This window comes from Nonomuraea sp. NPDC049152 (assembly GCF_040648355.1).
In the GTDB taxonomy this organism is placed as follows: domain Bacteria; phylum Actinomycetota; class Actinomycetes; order Streptosporangiales; family Streptosporangiaceae; genus Nonomuraea.
Window position 1 is genome coordinate 85,939 of record NZ_JBEZDO010000028.1, and the last position, 14,784, is coordinate 100,722.

General features: G+C 70.0%; 19 protein-coding genes and 2 pseudogenes. 10 read left to right on the top strand and 11 right to left on the bottom strand.

Annotated elements, in window-relative coordinates; all coding sequences use genetic code 11:
- Nucleotides 1–109: 109 nt before the first annotated feature.
- Complete coding sequence (locus tag AB0B45_RS38180; RefSeq protein ID WP_358141162.1) at nucleotides 110–898, bottom strand: MBL fold metallo-hydrolase; 789 nt, start codon at nucleotides 896–898, stop codon at nucleotides 110–112.
- A gap of 85 nt (nucleotides 899–983) precedes the next feature.
- On the opposite strand from AB0B45_RS38180, the gene AB0B45_RS38185 reads away from it, so the two are divergent.
- From AB0B45_RS38185 to AB0B45_RS38195, 3 genes are all read left to right on the top strand, one after another.
- Nucleotides 984–1,583 (top strand): ABATE domain-containing protein, encoded by a 600-nt coding sequence (locus AB0B45_RS38185; protein ID WP_358141165.1) that lies wholly within the window; start codon nucleotides 984–986, stop codon nucleotides 1,581–1,583.
- A 419-nt stretch (nucleotides 1,584–2,002) separates the two neighbouring features.
- Nucleotides 2,003–2,470, top strand: a complete 468-nt coding sequence (locus tag AB0B45_RS38190) for a GNAT family N-acetyltransferase (RefSeq protein ID WP_358141168.1) — start codon at nucleotides 2,003–2,005, stop codon at nucleotides 2,468–2,470.
- Nucleotides 2,471–2,565: 95 nt separating this feature from the next.
- Entirely contained in the window at nucleotides 2,566–3,432 is an 867-nt protein-coding gene (locus AB0B45_RS38195) for a LysR family transcriptional regulator (RefSeq protein WP_358141171.1), read from the top strand.
- 25 nt (nucleotides 3,433–3,457) lie between these two features.
- Here the strand turns inward: AB0B45_RS38195 and AB0B45_RS38200 are convergent, their stop codons facing one another.
- Nucleotides 3,458–3,934, bottom strand: a complete 477-nt coding sequence (locus tag AB0B45_RS38200) for a helix-turn-helix domain-containing protein (protein WP_358141174.1) — start codon at nucleotides 3,932–3,934, stop codon at nucleotides 3,458–3,460.
- Nucleotides 3,935–3,982: 48 nt separating this feature from the next.
- Here AB0B45_RS38200 and pip point away from each other — a divergent pair, with 48 nt between their 5' ends.
- The gene (gene pip / locus AB0B45_RS38205; RefSeq protein ID WP_358141177.1) at nucleotides 3,983–4,930 is read left to right on the top strand and encodes a prolyl aminopeptidase; all 948 of its coding nucleotides are present in this window, start codon (nucleotides 3,983–3,985) and stop codon (nucleotides 4,928–4,930) included.
- A 197-nt stretch (nucleotides 4,931–5,127) separates the two neighbouring features.
- Here the strand turns inward: pip and AB0B45_RS38210 are convergent, their stop codons facing one another.
- From AB0B45_RS38210 to AB0B45_RS38225, 4 genes are all read right to left on the bottom strand, one after another.
- On the bottom strand, nucleotides 5,128–5,301 hold the full coding sequence (locus AB0B45_RS38210; RefSeq protein ID WP_358141180.1) for a hypothetical protein: 174 nt from the start codon (nucleotides 5,299–5,301) through the stop codon (nucleotides 5,128–5,130).
- Nucleotides 5,302–5,405: 104 nt separating this feature from the next.
- A complete protein-coding gene (locus tag AB0B45_RS38215; protein ID WP_358141183.1) occupies nucleotides 5,406–5,567 on the bottom strand; it encodes a hypothetical protein in 162 nt (53 codons plus the stop codon).
- A 313-nt stretch (nucleotides 5,568–5,880) separates the two neighbouring features.
- Complete coding sequence (locus AB0B45_RS38220; protein ID WP_358141186.1) at nucleotides 5,881–6,654, bottom strand: TetR/AcrR family transcriptional regulator; 774 nt, start codon at nucleotides 6,652–6,654, stop codon at nucleotides 5,881–5,883.
- Between the two features lie 68 nt (nucleotides 6,655–6,722).
- A complete protein-coding gene (locus tag AB0B45_RS38225; RefSeq protein ID WP_358141189.1) occupies nucleotides 6,723–7,043 on the bottom strand; it encodes a hypothetical protein in 321 nt (106 codons plus the stop codon).
- 64 nt (nucleotides 7,044–7,107) lie between these two features.
- Here AB0B45_RS38225 and AB0B45_RS38230 point away from each other — a divergent pair, with 64 nt between their 5' ends.
- On the top strand, nucleotides 7,108–7,983 hold the full coding sequence (locus tag AB0B45_RS38230) for an MBL fold metallo-hydrolase (protein WP_358141192.1): 876 nt from the start codon (nucleotides 7,108–7,110) through the stop codon (nucleotides 7,981–7,983).
- Complete coding sequence (locus AB0B45_RS38235; RefSeq protein WP_358141195.1) at nucleotides 7,980–8,414, top strand: helix-turn-helix domain-containing protein; 435 nt, start codon at nucleotides 7,980–7,982, stop codon at nucleotides 8,412–8,414. The genes AB0B45_RS38230 and AB0B45_RS38235 overlap by 4 nt, the downstream gene beginning before the upstream one ends.
- Before the next feature lie 205 nt (nucleotides 8,415–8,619).
- Here AB0B45_RS38235 and katG read toward each other — a convergent pair whose 3' ends face one another.
- Together katG and AB0B45_RS38245 are read right to left on the bottom strand one after the other, a co-directional pair.
- On the bottom strand, nucleotides 8,620–10,896 hold the full coding sequence (gene katG / locus AB0B45_RS38240) for a catalase/peroxidase HPI (protein ID WP_358141198.1): 2,277 nt from the start codon (nucleotides 10,894–10,896) through the stop codon (nucleotides 8,620–8,622).
- 22 nt (nucleotides 10,897–10,918) lie between these two features.
- A complete protein-coding gene (locus AB0B45_RS38245; protein ID WP_358141201.1) occupies nucleotides 10,919–11,347 on the bottom strand; it encodes a Fur family transcriptional regulator in 429 nt (142 codons plus the stop codon).
- A 137-nt stretch (nucleotides 11,348–11,484) separates the two neighbouring features.
- Here AB0B45_RS38245 and AB0B45_RS38250 point away from each other — a divergent pair, with 137 nt between their 5' ends.
- Nucleotides 11,485–11,691, top strand: coding sequence for a hypothetical protein (locus AB0B45_RS38250; RefSeq protein WP_358141204.1), 207 nt, complete (start codon nucleotides 11,485–11,487; stop codon nucleotides 11,689–11,691).
- Here AB0B45_RS38250 and AB0B45_RS38255 read toward each other — a convergent pair whose 3' ends face one another.
- A complete protein-coding gene (locus AB0B45_RS38255) occupies nucleotides 11,692–12,009 on the bottom strand; it encodes a hypothetical protein (RefSeq protein ID WP_358141207.1) in 318 nt (105 codons plus the stop codon).
- Nucleotides 12,010–12,011: 2 nt separating this feature from the next.
- Nucleotides 12,012–12,204 (bottom strand): annotated as a pseudogene (locus AB0B45_RS38260) (argininosuccinate synthase); the annotation flags it as partial.
- On the opposite strand from AB0B45_RS38260, the gene AB0B45_RS38265 reads away from it, so the two are divergent.
- The 3 genes and pseudogenes from AB0B45_RS38265 to AB0B45_RS38275 form a co-directional block, all read left to right on the top strand.
- Complete coding sequence (locus AB0B45_RS38265) at nucleotides 12,170–12,361, top strand: hypothetical protein (protein ID WP_358141356.1); 192 nt, start codon at nucleotides 12,170–12,172, stop codon at nucleotides 12,359–12,361. The pseudogene AB0B45_RS38260 and the gene AB0B45_RS38265 overlap by 35 nt on opposite strands.
- A gap of 157 nt (nucleotides 12,362–12,518) precedes the next feature.
- Nucleotides 12,519–13,109, top strand: a complete 591-nt coding sequence (locus AB0B45_RS38270; RefSeq protein ID WP_358141210.1) for an HAD family phosphatase — start codon at nucleotides 12,519–12,521, stop codon at nucleotides 13,107–13,109.
- Between the two features lie 95 nt (nucleotides 13,110–13,204).
- A pseudogene (locus AB0B45_RS38275) lies at nucleotides 13,205–14,395 on the top strand (FAD-dependent monooxygenase); the annotation flags it as partial.
- A 115-nt stretch (nucleotides 14,396–14,510) separates the two neighbouring features.
- On the opposite strand, the gene AB0B45_RS38280 reads toward AB0B45_RS38275, so the two are convergent.
- Nucleotides 14,511–14,663 (bottom strand): hypothetical protein, encoded by a 153-nt coding sequence (locus AB0B45_RS38280; RefSeq protein WP_358141213.1) that lies wholly within the window; start codon nucleotides 14,661–14,663, stop codon nucleotides 14,511–14,513.
- Between the last annotated feature and the right edge of the window lie 121 nt (nucleotides 14,664–14,784).

A 14,784-nucleotide genomic window follows, 5' to 3' on the forward strand; every position in this document is an offset into this window, starting at 1 on the left:
GGTCTGGAGAAGGCGCGGGCACCGCCGTGGCAAGCCGATCCGGGGGAGGCCGCGAGCCGACCGGCCCTGCCGAGGCATCGGTCGTCACCCGGCCGGCCCAGCCGCGCGGTCAGCGTCGGTCGCCCAGGTCCAGGCGGTCACGCAACCCGGCGCCGGTGAATGCGGCTACCAGTTCGTCATGGCCCTCGGTGAAGTGTGCCCAGCTGTCGTAGTGGACGGGAACCACCCGGCGGGCACCGAGGATCTCGGCGGCGTCGGCCGCCTGTGCGCTGTCAAGAACGATCAGCGCGCCGTCGAAGAGGACGTCGAAGCGGGGAGCCCCGGCGAACAGGATGGCGGTGTCCACCGGGCCGAACCGCTCGGCGATCTCCTTGACCAGGTCGAGCGAGGCGTTGTCGCCGCTGACGTAGATCGTGGGCAGGTCCTCCCCGGTCAGGACGAATCCGACGACCTGGCCGGTGATCGGTTCGACCTCCTCGCGCGCGCCGGGCCCGTGGACGGCAGGCACGCCCGTGACAGTGATCGTGCCGCCGCCGGGGCGGTCCAGCTCGATCGACTCCCAGTCGGCCAGCCCCCTGGCCCCCGCCCCCAGGCGTTGGCCGCCTCCAGGCGTGGTCAAGGTCAGCGGGACGTCGGCGAGCAGCGCCCGGCCGGAGTCATCGAGGTTGTCGGGGTGCTCGTCGTGGGAGAGCAGGACCACGTCGATACGGCCGAGGCCGGCCGGTGCGGCGGAGGAGGGCGCCGTCTTGGTCAACCGGCCGCCCGGCACGTGGTAGTCGCGGGGCGCGTCGAAGGTCGGGTCGGTCAGGAATCGCAGGCCACCGTATTCGAAAAGGGCGGTCGGGCCGCCGAAGACACGGACGGGGATCTGCTCAGTGGTCGTGCTCGTACCAGCCATCAAAACCTCACGGATGGGAAGCGGTTTATCCGTGAACGACGGTAGCGGTGTCTCACGGATGAATGCAAGCCGTACCATGACAGCTATGAGTGAGGCCCTGACCGCCGAATCCGTGCCACCGCCCGCGCCGGGGGCGGTGGACTACCTCGCCCTCGACTTCGTCAACACCGCCATCGCGCTGCCCGGAGGGCACTTCATCGATCTCCTCGGCACCCCCGAGGGCACGAATCGGTGGCTCGCCGAACGCGGCCTTGCGCCGGCCGACGCCGGGGTGCAGGAGATGTGCGCGACGCAGCTGCGCTCCCTGCGCGAACATCTCAGGGCACTGTTCGCCGCCCGCGTCGCCGGGCTGCCCGCCCTGCCTGCGGCACTGTCCGCCGTCAACGACGCGCTGAGCAGGGCTCCCACGGCCGCCCTGCTGTACTGGGACGAGAAGAACGGCCCCTACCGCGCGGCGCCGTGCCCCACCAACGAGATCCTCGACCGTGCTCTCGCGACCCTCGCGGCCAACACGGCCGACCTCCTCACCGGCCCCGACGCCGAGCGCCTCACCGGCTGCGGTTCCACCCCCTGTAACCGCTACCTGCTGCGCCACGGCCGCCGCCACTGGTGCTCCACCCGCTGCGGCGACCGCGCCCGCGCCGCCCGCGCCTACGCCCGACGCACCCAGCCGAAAGCAGACTGACGAACCCCGTGCCGCCCGGGAGAGTGGCGCCGGCGCCGCCTGGGGGGTTCGGGACGCAACCGTCATCCTCCTCTGGTCGAGAGGTAGTGCGCGCGGAGCTGATCGAGCAGGGCACGGGGGATCGCGGCGGAGTGCCCGACTCGTCGCAGGTCGACCGCCGCGATGATGAGTGCCGCCTCCCGCGGGCGGCTCCTGGGTCGGTGCTGGCACTCCGGGACCACCGCACACCTCCGCTCGGTCATCGACAGATAGAACAGGGCGCCCCCGGTTTCGGCTACCGGGGTCGAGCAGCGACCGACAGGCCAGTACCGCCCTATTGCAGCAACTGCAAATGAGTTGCAACAATGGTCTGCATGTCGAAACCTGCACCGCCCTACGGCTACGCCACCCGGAGCGCACGATCACCGGGGAGTCATGACGTGCGGCGTGTACGGCAGGCAGTGGAGGACGACGTCGCGGAGCTCGTACGCCTGCGAGCGCTGCTGTTCGAGACCCTCGGCGGCAGCTTCTTCAACCCCTCATCAGCCGGCGACTGGCGGGACGCCCTCGCCGCGGTGCTGAAGGAACAGCTGACGGCGGACAGTGTGCGGATCCTCGCCGTGGACGGTGACAACGGCCTCGCCGCCTGCGGCATCGGCACCATCGAGCAACGGCTGCCCGGCCCGCACCTGCTCAACGGCCGGATCGGACACGTGATCGGCGTGGTCACCGACCCGGCGTACCGACGGCGCGGTCACAGCCGCGCGATCATGCAGGGCCTGCTCGACTGGTTCCGGGAGCGTGAGGTCGCCCGAGTGGACCTGTACGCCTCCCACGACGGCGAACCGCTCTACCGTGAACTCGGCTTCGTCGACCACCCCGACCCCTCGCTGTACTGGCGTCCGTGACAGGGGACCGCCGCGCCGACGGGCTCGCGCACGTTGCCAAGATCAACCAGCCACCATCAGGCCCGGTCCATTCCCAGGGGCTCTAAGTTGGGCGGATGGATCCGCACCTGCTCAGAACCCTGGTCGCCGTCGCCCGCTGCGGGTCGTTCTCGGCGGCGGCCGAGCAGCTCGGCTACACCCAGTCGGCGGTCTCCCAGCAGATCGCCGCGCTGGAGGCCGATCTCGGGCTGCCGCTGCTGCACCGCCGTCCCGTCGCCCCGACCGCGGCGGGCGCGCGGCTGCTGGAGCACGCGGGGCCGCTGCTGCTGCGCGTGGAGGCCGCCCGAGCCGACGTGCGCCGCGCGGCTGCCGCTCCCGTCCATCGCCTGACGGTGGCCGCCTCGCCCCTGGCCGTCACCGCTTCGATCGCGGCACGGCTGGCCCGCGTCCGCACCGCCCACCCCCGCCTCGACCTCACGCTCGTCACCTTCGACCGAGACAAGGTGGCGGGCGAGGTCGCGGCAGGACGCGCCGACCTCGGCATGACAGACGGCATCGCCGCCCCCAACGCCCCCCTGCGCCTGCCCGACGTCGGCCCTCTGGCGGCGGTCGGGATCGCGGAGGAGGGCCTGCTCGTCGCCCTCCCCGCCGACCACCCGCTCGCCGACCGGACGGGACTGCGCCTGGCCGACCTGGTCGACGCGGTGTGGCTGCAGACCACACTGTGCCCGCTCGAACGGCTGCGCGACCTGCTGGGTGACGGCTTCCGCCCCGGTCTGGCCTACACCGGCGACGACGTGCACACCGTGCTCAACCTCGTCGAGGCAGGACACGGCCTCACCCTGCTGCCCGCCTCGGTCGGCCGCGGCGTCCCCGTCCTCGCCCCCCGCCTCTCCCACCGCGTCGAACTCCTGCATGGCACCCTGCCCCCTGGCCCCGCCGCCGAGGTGGCCACCGCCCTCAGCCCCTCCCCGGCCGGATAGGTCGCCGGCCGAGCCCGCGCGACCCTCAGCTGGGCGACTGCGTTTTGGCGGCGGCGGTGGTCCGATCCGGCATCGGGCGGCGGCGCAGAGCCTCCAGGGTCTCATCCACCAGGCGGCTGAGCGGGTACGGAAGCTCGGCCTCCAGTTCGGCCACGGCGGCGTTGGTGGCCTCCCATTCCCGGGCCATGGCCGGCAGCAGGGCCTCGGCCTTCGGCGTGAGGTGCACGATGCGCCGGCGGGCGTCGGCGCCGGGGGAGAGGGTGACCAGGTCCTCCTTGGCCAGCTGCGCCACCGTCTGGCTCGCGGCCGAGTGCGTCACGCCGATCGCGCGGGCCAGGTCGCGGATGGAGCTCGGGCCTTCGGTGGCCACGTGGCGCAGGATCGGCGTGTAGCGGGGGCGGAAGCCGTCCAGGTCGAGCTCGGTGTAGAGGGCGGTCACGCCGTCGTCGAGCAGATCGAGCAGCAGGCGCAGACGCGTTCCGAGCACCTCGCGGGATTCCATGACGCTAATATAACAGCGCTGTTGTATTTTTGACGGAAAGGACCCGGCATGTATCCCCCTATCGAGCCCTACGACCACGGCCACCTCGACACAGGTGACGGCCACCTCGTCTACTGGGAGGTCTGCGGCAACCCGGAGGGCAAGCCCGCGCTCGTCGTCCACGGCGGCCCCGGCTCTGGCTGCACGCCGGGTCAGCGCAGGGCCTTCGATCCGGAGCGCTACAAGATCATCCTGTTCGACCAGCGGAACTGCGGCAGGAGTCTGCCGCATGCCAGCGACCCTGCCACGGACCTGAGCGCCAACACCACTCACCACCTCGTCGCCGACATGGAGCGGCTGCGCGAGCACCTCGGCGTCGACAAATGGCTGCTGTACGGCGGGTCGTGGGGCTCCACCCTGATGCTCGCCTACGCCGAGGCGCATCCTTCACGCGTGTCGGAGATGGTATTCACCGGCGTGACCATGACGCGGCGCTCCGAGACCGAATGGCTCTACAAGGGTGTGGGCAGGTTCTTCCCCGAGCAGTGGCAGCGGTTCAGGGAGGGCGTGCCCGAGGCCGACCGCGACGGCGACCTGCTGTCCGCCTACTCGCGGCTGCTGTCCGACCCCGATCCCGACGTGCGCGCCAAGGCCGCCGACGACTGGGCCACGTGGGAGGACGCGGTGATCTCCCTCGAGGTCAACGGCAAGCCGAACGCCTACAGCGACAGGCCGCCCGCCGCGCTGCTGGCCTTCGTCAGGATCTGCGCGCACTACTTCTCCAACCACGCGTGGCTGGAAGAGGGCATCCTGCTGCGCGACGCGCACAAGCTGGCCGGCATCCCCGGCGTGCTCATCCACGGCCGCTTCGACCTCGGCGGGCCGCTGGTGACCGCGTGGGAGCTGGCCCAGGCCTGGCCCGACGCCCGGCTCGTCGTGATCGACGACTCGGGACACACCGGCAGCGACACCATGCGCAAGGAGATCCTCGCCGCCCTGGACGGCTTCGCGCGCTGACGGCGCCCACCGGCGCCGACGTCGTTCGTCCCGACGCGGGCGGCTCGTCATTCCGCCGCTGCCCGCCGAGGACGTCCTCGCCGTGCTGATCGCCGGGGCCACTCCTGAAGCTCCTGAGCGGGACCCTCACCGACACCCCCGAGTGAACTGGCCGTGCTTTCCTTCCCCGAGGGGTGCTCTTGCAGGAACTGACGGGGTCAGCGCGCCTTGGGGAAAGCGGCCTGCAGTCCGGATCCGTTGACGATGAAAGCGGCTGCAGCGATGGCGAGCGCGCAGGTGGCCTGCATGATGATGAACCACGCCGGGAGGATGCCGGGGATCGTGTCGATGGCGATGATCGCGATCGGCATGATGGAGGAGATGATGCGCACGCGTAGATAGGCCCATCGTGCTCCCCGTGAGGCGCGAACGGTCAGCCAGTAGGTCACCGCGGCGCTCGCGAGCACTCCGGCTGATCGGCCCCACATGAACGAGGTCACCGTTTGCCCGGCGATCGCGAGGATGGCGACCGTGATGAGGACTGCGGCCTGAGCGCGCCGTAGGCCGCGACGAGGACCTTCACCTTGCCGAAGGCTCGTCGAGTGCGTCGATGGTCGAGCTGGGCGGCCTCGGCCGTGGTGTGAGTGGGGGTTTCCATGTCTCTTTCTTCTTTCTGTCGTGTCGACGTCAGGGAGCGCCGCATCTCAGAGCACGCGGCGGACGCCGGGGAGCCGGCGGATCTGGTCGGCGAGCGCGAAACGATCCGAACGCATAAGGCCTTCGGCCTGTTGCCCGTCAACCGCGGTGTCAGCGCCGTCCCGCCGTCATCGCCGACGACATGATCCACACCGTTGCGGCGCCGCGCGCCCGGCCAACCCGTCGAGAAGATCCGCAAGGATCTGATCATCCCCACCGGCCCTCGGACGTGGGGCTCGTTCCAACGGCCCCACGACCTCACACGGCCCGGTGACCTACGCCGCCCCTGCGGCCTTGATGCCGTCCAAGAGCAGGGTCAGCCCGGATCTGAACGCCTGCCGCGCCGCCCGCTCCAGGTACGGCTCGCCGCTTTCCAGGTCCCGTGACGGCTCGCCCGCGCTCTCCAGCCAGAGCGCCATCGGGAACCGGTCGGCGAAGTCGGGCGCGATCTCCTGAAGCAGCGCCGAGCGCGCCTGCCACCACTCCTCGTCCGACACCCCGGTCGCCGACGAGGCCTGTCGCGCCTCGGCGATCGTCCTGGCCGCGCCGCGCACCACGTCGAACAGGGCGGACACGATCCCGCGCAGCACCTGCGGTGGCAGCCCCGTCGCCGCGAGGATCCGCGCGAGCGTGTCCAGGACCGTGAACTCGTTGGGCCCGAGCACGGGGCGGGCCTGTGACACCTGCAGCACCCATGGGTGGCGCACGTAGAAGTCGCAGACGTCGTCCGCCCACCGCGTCAGCGCCGCCCGCCAGCCGTCCGACAGGTCGTAGCCGGTGGGCAGCCGCGCCAGCGCCCTGTCGTACATCAGGTCGACCAGCTCACCCTTGTTCGGCACGTAGGTGTAGAGGGCCATCGCCGTACGGCCGAGCCGCTCGCCCACGGTACGCATCGAGAGCGCCGCCATCCCCACCTCGTCGGCGACCGCGATCGCGGTCTCCACGATGAGGTCGACGCTCAGCCCCGGCTTCGGGCCCGGCTTGGCGCGGGGTTCACCCTGCGCGCGCCACAGCAGCGCCATCGAGCCCTGCCCTGCGTACACCGTCACGCCGCGACTCCCTGACCGGATGCCAACTCTTTATGGCATAAGGATATGGCCGGGGCGCCGACGGCCGGTCACGACTCGAGGATCTCGGTGTTCTGGCAGGCGACCAGGCGCACGCGAACGTGCGGTGACCCGCGCGGAGACCGCCGAGCAGGCGCTGACCAGGGCGGAGCGGGAGTCTCGGCCAGCGCCACGGCCCGTCTGGAGCAGTCGCAGGCGGCACGCGACAGGCCGAGCACGAGCTGGCGGCCGCACAGGCGGGAGGTGGCCGCGGTCGAGCAGCGCGCCGCGGGAAAGGCGACCAAGGTCGAGGAGTTGGTGGAGGAGCGGGCCCGGTTGCAGGCGGAGATGCGGGTGGACAGGGCCCGGAATGGAGGACCTGCGCGCACCATGCCCACGACCGCACTTGCAAGTGCGTACTTCACAATGGAGAGCAACTCTCCAAGAGTGGAGCCCATGATTCAGCCCGCATCGCGCGCCCAGATCAGCATCGGCGCGACCACGGTCACCTACCTTCCCGACGGCCACGGATGGATCAACCCGGCTGTCTTCTTCCCGGCCAGCGTCCCGGACGGCTGGGCGAGGCACGCCGAGTACCTCGACGAGCGCGGCTGGTTCCCGGTCAGCGTCGGCGCCTTCCTCATCCGTACGGCGGGCAGGTCGCTGCTGGTCGACCTCGGCCTGGGCGAGGTCGACTACGTCCTGGAGGGCGCGGCGGAGTTCAGGGGCGGCGCGCTGCCGGCGAGCCTGGCGGTGGAAGGCCTCTCCTCCGCCGACGTCGACACCGTCGTCTTCACGCACCTCCACCACGACCACGTGGGCTGGACCAGCGACGTGGCCCCCGCGCCGGCGTTCCCCGACGGCCGGCGGGTCTCCGGGCTCACCTTCGGCTCGGCCCGCCACCTGGTCAGCGAGCCCGAGTGGCGGTACTGGACCGGCGAGCCCGGCTTCCCCGGCCCCGACCCGGTGGCTGTGCTGGAGCCGCTGGCCGGCCGGGTGGAGTTCGCCGAGGACCGCCAGGAGATCGCCCCGGGCGTGCGGGTGCTGGCCACGTCCGGCCACACGCCGGGCCACCTCAGCCTGCTCGTCACCGATCCCGAGGACGATCGGCGGTTGATCATCCTGGGCGACGTCATGCACAGCCAGGTGCAGGTCGCCGAGAGCCACTGGACCTGCCGTTTCGACGTCGACCCCGACCACGGGCTGGCCACCCGGGAGAGGCTGCTCAAGGAACTGGAGACGCCCGGGACGATCCTGGCGGGCGGCCACTTCGCGGGTCAGGTCTTCGGAGAAGTACGGCAGCGCGCCTGGAAGGCACGGGACAGAGGATGAGCAGCCCTCGCACCAGGCGGCCCCGGCCCGGCACCCCCGGGCGGGTGCTGGCGTGGCTGCCGGACGGCAGGCCGGCCGACGTCTACAGCGCGCCCTGCCCGTCACGGGCGGCCCTGGACCGCATCGCCGACAAGTGGACCGCGCTGATCGTGGGCGTGCTGAGCACCGGCACCAAACGATACGCCGAGATCCGCCAGCCCATCGACGGCATCAGCGAGAAGATGCTCACCCAGACCCTGCGCAGCCTGGAGAGGGACGGCCTGGTGACCCGCACCGCCCACCCGACCGTCCCGCCCAAGGTCGAGTACGCGCTGACCGACCTCGGCCGCACGCTGGAGGCACCGCTGGCGGCCATCAGGGACTGGGCCGAGAAGCACGTCAACGAGCTCGACGCGGCCCGCAGGCGTTACGACGCCGGTGTGGCGGAGTGACCGTCATCACACACCGGAGACACGCAAAGCGTGACCGGCGGCTCCGACGTCCCGGGTGAGAGGCACCGATGAGGTGCCGGCCCGGAAGAGGGAAGGGTCATGAAGTACATGATCATGCTGTACGCGTCGCAGAAGGACCGGATCCAATGGCGGACGAGCCCGGTCGATCACGGTGGCTCCACCGGGCTCGTCGGGTGGAGACGGGTCAGGCGAGGTCGAACCGGTCGAGTTCCATGACCTTGGTCCAGGCTGCAACGAAGTCGGTCACCAACTTGTCGCGGGCGTCCTGGCTGGCGTAGACCTCCGCGAGGGCTCGTAGCTGGGAGTTCGAGCCGAAGATGAGGTCGACCACGGTGGCGGTCCACTTCACCTCATCGGTGGCCACGTCCCGGATCTCGTACACATGCTCCTCGGAGTCCGACGCCTTCCACCGGGCGCCCGGGGAGAGCAGGTTGGTGAAGAAGTCGTTGGTGAGCACGCCGGGCCGGTCGGTGAGGACGCCGTGCTGGGTACCGCCGAAGTTGGCTCCGAGGGAACGCAGGCCGCCGATAAGGACGGTCATTTCGGGCGGGGTCAGGTTGAGCATGTAGGCACGATCGACGAGCAGCACCTCCGGTGGGGTCTTCTCGCCGGAACGCAGGTAGTTGCGGAACCCGTCGGCCCGCGGCTCGAGGACCCGGAAGGACTCGACGTCGGTCTGCTCCTGAGTGGCGTCGGTGCGGCCCGGGCGGAACGGCACCGTCACTGCCACGCCAGCCTCGCGTGCTGCCTTCTCGACGGCGGCCGAGCCGGCCAGCACGATCAGGTCGGCGAGCGAGATCTTCGCGACGCCGGCCTCGTTGAACTCGCGCTGGATGCTCTCGAGGGTGTCCAGGACCGTCGCGAGTTGCTCGGGCTGGTTGACCTCCCAGCTGCGCTGCGGCTCGAGACGGAGCCGGGCGCCGTTGGCGCCGCCGCGCTTGTCGGTGGACCGGAAGCTCGCGGCGGCGGCCCAGGCGGTGGAGACCAGTTGAGCGGTCGTGAGGCCGGACTCCAGGACCTTCGCCTTGAGGGAAGCGACGTCGGCGTCACCCACGAGTTCGTGCTCGACGGCCGGCACTGGGTCCTGCCACAGCTGGGGCTCGGCGACCCACGGTCCGAGGAAGCGGCTGACCGGACCCATGTCGCGGTGCAGCAGCTTGTACCAGGCCTTGGCGAAGGCCAACGCGAGCTCGTCGGGGTTCTCCAGGAAGCGGAGGGAGATCTTCTGGTACGTCGGGTCGACGCGCAGCGCCAGGTCGGTCGTGAGCATCGTCGGCTTGTGCTTCTTCGACGGGTCGTAGGCGTCCGGGATGATCGCCTCGGCGTCCTTCGCGACCCACTGTTTCGCGCCGCCGGGGCTCGTGGTGAGCTCCCACTCGTAGCCGAAGAGGATCTCGAGGAAACGGTTGCTCCACTGCGTAGGCCGGTCGCTCCACGTCACCTCGAGACCGCTGGTGATCGTGTCACCGCCCTTGCCGGCGCCGTAGCTGCTCAGCCAGCCCAGGCCCTGCGCTTCCAGCTGCGCGCCCTCGGGCTCCGGCCCCACGTGGTCATCCGCGATGCCGGCGCCGTGGGTCTTGCCGAACGTGTGGCCGCCGGCGATGAGAGCGACAGTCTCCTCGTCGTTCATCGCCATCCGCCTGAAGGTCTCGCGGATGAAATGCGCCGCCGCAGCCGGGTCCGCGTTGCCGCGGGGACCCTCCGGGTTGACGTAGATGAGACCCATCTCGGTCGCGCCGAAGTTCGGCACCATCTCGGTGTCCGTGGCGTAGCGCTCGTCACCGAGCCAGGCGTCCTCCGGGCCCCAGAAGATCTCCTCTGGCTCCCAGACGTCCTCGCGGCCGAAGCCGAAGCCGAAGGTCTTGAAACCCATCGACTCCAGGGCGGCGTTGCCGGCGAGCACGAGCAGGTCGGCCCACGAGATCTTCTGGCCGTACTTTTGCTTGACCGGCCACAGCAGCCGGCGGGCCTTGTCGAGGTTGGCGTTGTCGGGCCAGCTGTTGAGCGGGGCGAAACGCTGAGCGCCGTCGCCGGCCCCGCCGCGACCGTCGTGGATGCGGTAGGTGCCCGCGGCGTGCCAGCTCATCCGGATCATGAGACCGCCGTAGTGGCCGAAGTCGGCCGGCCACCAGTCCTGCGAGGTGGTGAGCACCTCGATGATGTCCCGCTTGAGAGCCTCGACGTCGAGCTTCTCGAACTCCTTGGCGTAGCTGAAGCCCTCTGCCAATGGGTTGCCCTTGGACGAGTGCGCGCGCAACACCGAGAGGTCGAGCTGGTTGGGCCACCAGTCCCGGTTGGTGCGCGGACGACCGCCGGTCTTCGGGGTCGGCGAGTCGATTGCCGGGTTCTCGCTCTCGCTGCCATGCGCGGTCACGGAGTCATGCGCGACCGGGCAGCCGGCCGCCGCCTTCTGGTCCACGCCCTGCGCGCTGGAGGGGGCGTTGTCCTGGGTGTCGCTCATCTGCTTCCTCCGAACTGCCGTATCACTGGGCGATGCGTCTAGTCGCACAGTCGGGGTAGGTGCCCCAATAGGCGACCTCCGCCTCGTCGACCACGAAGCCCTGGTCATCCCAGGCGGTGAGACGTGAGGCGTGGCCGACGGCGCAGTCGACGTCCGCGATCGCACCGCAGGAGCGGCACACGACATGGTGGTGGTTGTCCCCCACCCGTGACTCGTGGCGGGCGGTCGTACCGGCCGGCTCGATGCGCCGCACCGAACCGGCGTTGGTCAGCGCACGCAGCACGTCGTACACCGCCTGGTGGGAGACCCTGGGGAGTTCGGCCCGTACCAGGGCGATCACCGTGTCAGTGTCGACGTGCGCGTGATCGCGTAGCGCGGCGAGCACTGCCAACCGCGGCCGGGTCACGCGCAACGAGACCGCTCGCAACTGCGCCTCGAAGTCAGACGCCATATGGACAACATAGCCGCCCCCTTCGAAGAGCAGATACGCGGCCGTGCCCTGCCGTCGGGCTCGCAGCTTCGGCCAGGGGTCGTGCACAGGGCGTTGATCTCGGTGTCCATGCGGCCGGCTCCCGCTCGCGAGCCGGGATGCGATCGCCTGCACCCGGCTGGGAGCCGACCCTCAGGTGCGGCCTGGACCGGGAGGAGGACATGGCCCGGCTGTCGCCGTTCGTCAACCGGCACCTCGGGGTGCACGGCGCCTACAGCTTCGTGCTGCCCGATCTGGCCCCCGGCGCGATCCTCGTCCTGCCCGACTCAGGCACCCACCGCCACACCGTCGACGTGGCTTACTGATCAGCGTGGGCGGCTGAGGGCGGCCTCGGCCAGATCCGTCCATTTCTCGACCGAGGAATGGGGTACTACCACCCAGTCCTTTATCGCCCTGCCCTGCCCCGAGGGGTCAAACAGGGACGCCCCGGCCAGCTCGAGCGCGGCTGTGTGTTCGGGGGTGTCCCTGACCAGCCGGAACACCATCGCGCCGTCGTGCTGCAGGCTCGCGAACACCTTCCCCGCCTGATCCTTGAGCGCGGGACTCCCCATCATCCTGGCGATCCGTACACCCAGGTCGGCCAGCTCGGCGCCGACCTGCTTGAAATCCTCTTCCGCGCTCATCGTCAGTCGGTCCCAAACTCCATGGCGGTGTGGTCGAGCAGCTCGTCGTGGTCGGGGCTCTTCCCGCGTGACGCGATCGCCTCGGCCCCGCCTTCGGCAGCACGGCGATCAGGCTAGTCGTCCTGGCGGCACCGATCAAGGCGGATGCGGGGTGCCGACCATGCCGAGCCCGGCGTACATCTCCAGCTTGGCGCGGGCGGTCGTGGACGCCGACGGGGTCATCGAGCGGGCCTCCTACGAGTTGTGCGTGATCGTGTCGCTGAAGGACGCGAAGGACTTTAAGGTCAGCCTCGCCGGAGCCGAACAGAAGCGCGCCCGGCTTGACGAGCGGGCGCGCCAAACAGCCTGGTGAGCACCCTGTCGGGAAACCTAATTCCGACGCCCCTGCGAAGGCGCCGCGCGCGATCAAGACCTACTTTGGGGCTGGAGACACCTTCGAGAGCGTAGGGCCCGAATAATAGGCCTGGGCTGCGCGGGTGCTGGTCAAGGTCTCCCTATAAAATGGCCCGGTGATCTTGGGTCTTCCCCCCGGTGAGTTCGGCGCCTATCTCTTCGACTGCGACGGGACCATAGCCGATTCCATGCCGCTGCGCTTTCTCGCTTGGCAGCAGGCGTTGAGCGAGTGGGGATGTGAGCTCTCCGAAGAACTGTTCTACGCGTGGGGCGGTCGGACGGTGGTCGACATCATCACCGACCTCAATGCAAGCCAGGGGCTGGCCATGCCGGTGCCGGCCGTCGCTCGCCGCGGTGAGGAGCTCTGCCAGGAGATGCTGCCCCAGCTGACCGCAGTGCCCGGCGTGCTCGAGCACATCGAAGCTGAATTCGGACGCATCCCGTTCGCTGTCGTATCTGGTAGCAGCCGTGAGTCGGTGACGGCTACGCTGACCGCCCTGGCACTGCTCGACAAGTTCGAGGTGATGGTCTGCGCCGGCGAGTATCCGCGGGCTAAACCCGCCCCGGACCCGTTTCTGCTAGCAGCCCAGCAGTTGGGCGTCGACCCGAAGCACTGCTTGGTCTTTGAGGACGCCGACAACGGGATCCAGGCTGCTCAGGCCGCTGGCATGGCTTGGGTCCTCGTTCCCCCGCCAGGGCGACGCTGACCCAGACCGAAGAGCCAGAGCCGATGACCGGCCTCATCTGCTGCGACGACGGACCCCGGTCGGGGTGCCGTTAACCAACGTGTCATGGGTCGCCAAAGCCGTGGCCCGACCGGCTGGACACCGCACATCCGTACGTCCTCGGCATCCCGCAGACCGTCACCGAGCGCCTGCTGGCCGAGCACGCCGCCGAGGTCGGGGCCGAGATCCGGCGCAGCTGCGAACTGATCGGGCTGAGCCAGGAGGAGGACGGGGTGACCGTCGAGCTGGCCGACGGCACGCAGTTGCGCTCGCGCTACCTCGTCGGTTGCGACGGCGGCCGCAGCACGGTGCGCAAGCTGCTCGGCGTCGGCTTCCCCGGTGAGCCCACCAGGGTCGAGACGCTGCTGGGCGAGATGGAGGTGACCGAGGATCCGGCGACGGTTGCCGCCGTCGTCGCGGAAGTCCGCAAGACCCAACTGCGGTTCGGCGCCATACCTTTCGGGGACGGGGTGTACCGCCTCGTCGTGCCCGCCGAGGGGGTGGTCGAGGACCGCACGGTTCCGCCGACCCTCGAGGAGTTCAAGCAGCAGTTGCGGGCCTTCGCGGGCACCGACTTCGGCGCGCACTCACCGCGCTGGCTGTCCCGCTTCGGCGACGCCACCCGGCAGGCCGAGCGTTACCGGACCGGCCGGGTGCTGCTGGCCGGCGACGCGGCGCACATCCACCCGCCGACCGGCGGGCAGGGGCTCAACCTCGGTGTCCAGGACGCGTTCAATCTCGGCTGGAAACTGGCCGCCGAGGTGAACGGCTGGGCACCGGAGGGGCTGCTGGACAGCTACCACACCGAACGGCACCCGGTGGCCGCCGACGTGCTGGACAACACCCGGGCGCAGATGGAGCTGCTGTCCATCGAACCGGGCCCCCGGTCGGTGCGCCGGCTGGTGTCGGAACTGATGGACTTCGAGGAGGTGAACCGGTACCTGATCGAGAAGATCACTGCGATCGGGGTGCGCTACGACTTCGGCGAGGGCCATGAACTGCTCGGTCGGCGGATGCGGGACGTGGAGCTGAAGCGGGGGCGCCTCTACGAGCTGATGCACGGCGGCCGCGGACTACTGCTCGACCAGACCGGCCGGCTCTCGGTGGCGGGCTGGGCAGATCGGGTCGACCACGTCGTCGACGTCAGCGAGGAACTGGACGTGCCGGCGGCGCTGCTGCGGCCGGACGGCCACGTGGCGTGGGTCGGTGAAGACCAGCAGGATCTACTCAGCCGGCTGCCCAGGTGGTTCGGCGCTGCCGTCGGCTGAGCGCGCAGTCGTGGCTCGAAAGGGTGGGGCCTATCTCCGGCCGAGTTCGGGTGCGCTTTGACGTCGGGGCGGATGAAGAGCACGTGAACCGCCTCGTAGGTCGCCGTGGAGTCCTTCATCGCGCCAGGGAGCAGGCGAACGGCGAGATCTCGTCGCGGCCGAACAGGCGTTTGCCGTGGCCCCTCGTCCAGATCGCGTCGGCCCGGAAGAGGCCGACGAACTCCGCGGGGAGCTCGTTCCGCCGGGAGTGCTCCAATGTGGAGATCATCTGCTTGGTCGCACCGATCTCGGCCTCGGTCGGCTGCTCGTCAACGATGCCTGAAGCAAAGGCGAGGTCAACTCACCTATCTTCTCGAAAGCCTATAAAGCCGACATACACAGCTTGTCGC

What these genes read in the sequence shown, in the direction of transcription:
- AB0B45_RS38180 (WP_358141162.1), bottom strand. Translation starts at nt 898, where the DNA reads ATGGCTGGTACGAGCACGACCACTGAGCAGATCCCCGTCCGTGTCTTC.
- AB0B45_RS38185 (WP_358141165.1), top strand. Translation starts at nt 984, where the DNA reads ATGAGTGAGGCCCTGACCGCCGAATCCGTGCCACCGCCCGCGCCGGGG.
- AB0B45_RS38195 (WP_358141171.1), top strand. Translation starts at nt 2,566, where the DNA reads ATGGATCCGCACCTGCTCAGAACCCTGGTCGCCGTCGCCCGCTGCGGG.
- AB0B45_RS38200 (WP_358141174.1), bottom strand. Translation starts at nt 3,934, where the DNA reads ATGGAATCCCGCGAGGTGCTCGGAACGCGTCTGCGCCTGCTGCTCGAT.
- pip (WP_358141177.1), top strand. Translation starts at nt 3,983, where the DNA reads ATGTATCCCCCTATCGAGCCCTACGACCACGGCCACCTCGACACAGGT.
- AB0B45_RS38215 (WP_358141183.1), bottom strand. Translation starts at nt 5,567, where the DNA reads ATGGAAACCCCCACTCACACCACGGCCGAGGCCGCCCAGCTCGACCAT.
- AB0B45_RS38225 (WP_358141189.1), bottom strand. Translation starts at nt 7,043, where the DNA reads ATGGTGCGCGCAGGTCCTCCATTCCGGGCCCTGTCCACCCGCATCTCC.
- AB0B45_RS38230 (WP_358141192.1), top strand. Translation starts at nt 7,108, where the DNA reads ATGATTCAGCCCGCATCGCGCGCCCAGATCAGCATCGGCGCGACCACG.
- AB0B45_RS38235 (WP_358141195.1), top strand. Translation starts at nt 7,980, where the DNA reads ATGAGCAGCCCTCGCACCAGGCGGCCCCGGCCCGGCACCCCCGGGCGG.
- katG (WP_358141198.1), bottom strand. Translation starts at nt 10,896, where the DNA reads ATGAGCGACACCCAGGACAACGCCCCCTCCAGCGCGCAGGGCGTGGAC.
- AB0B45_RS38245 (WP_358141201.1), bottom strand. Translation starts at nt 11,347, where the DNA reads ATGGCGTCTGACTTCGAGGCGCAGTTGCGAGCGGTCTCGTTGCGCGTG.
- AB0B45_RS38250 (WP_358141204.1), top strand. Translation starts at nt 11,485, where the DNA reads ATGCGATCGCCTGCACCCGGCTGGGAGCCGACCCTCAGGTGCGGCCTG.
- AB0B45_RS38255 (WP_358141207.1), bottom strand. Translation starts at nt 12,009, where the DNA reads ATGAGCGCGGAAGAGGATTTCAAGCAGGTCGGCGCCGAGCTGGCCGAC.
- AB0B45_RS38265 (WP_358141356.1), top strand. Translation starts at nt 12,170, where the DNA reads ATGCCGAGCCCGGCGTACATCTCCAGCTTGGCGCGGGCGGTCGTGGAC.
- AB0B45_RS38280 (WP_358141213.1), bottom strand. Translation starts at nt 14,663, where the DNA reads ATGATCTCCACATTGGAGCACTCCCGGCGGAACGAGCTCCCCGCGGAG.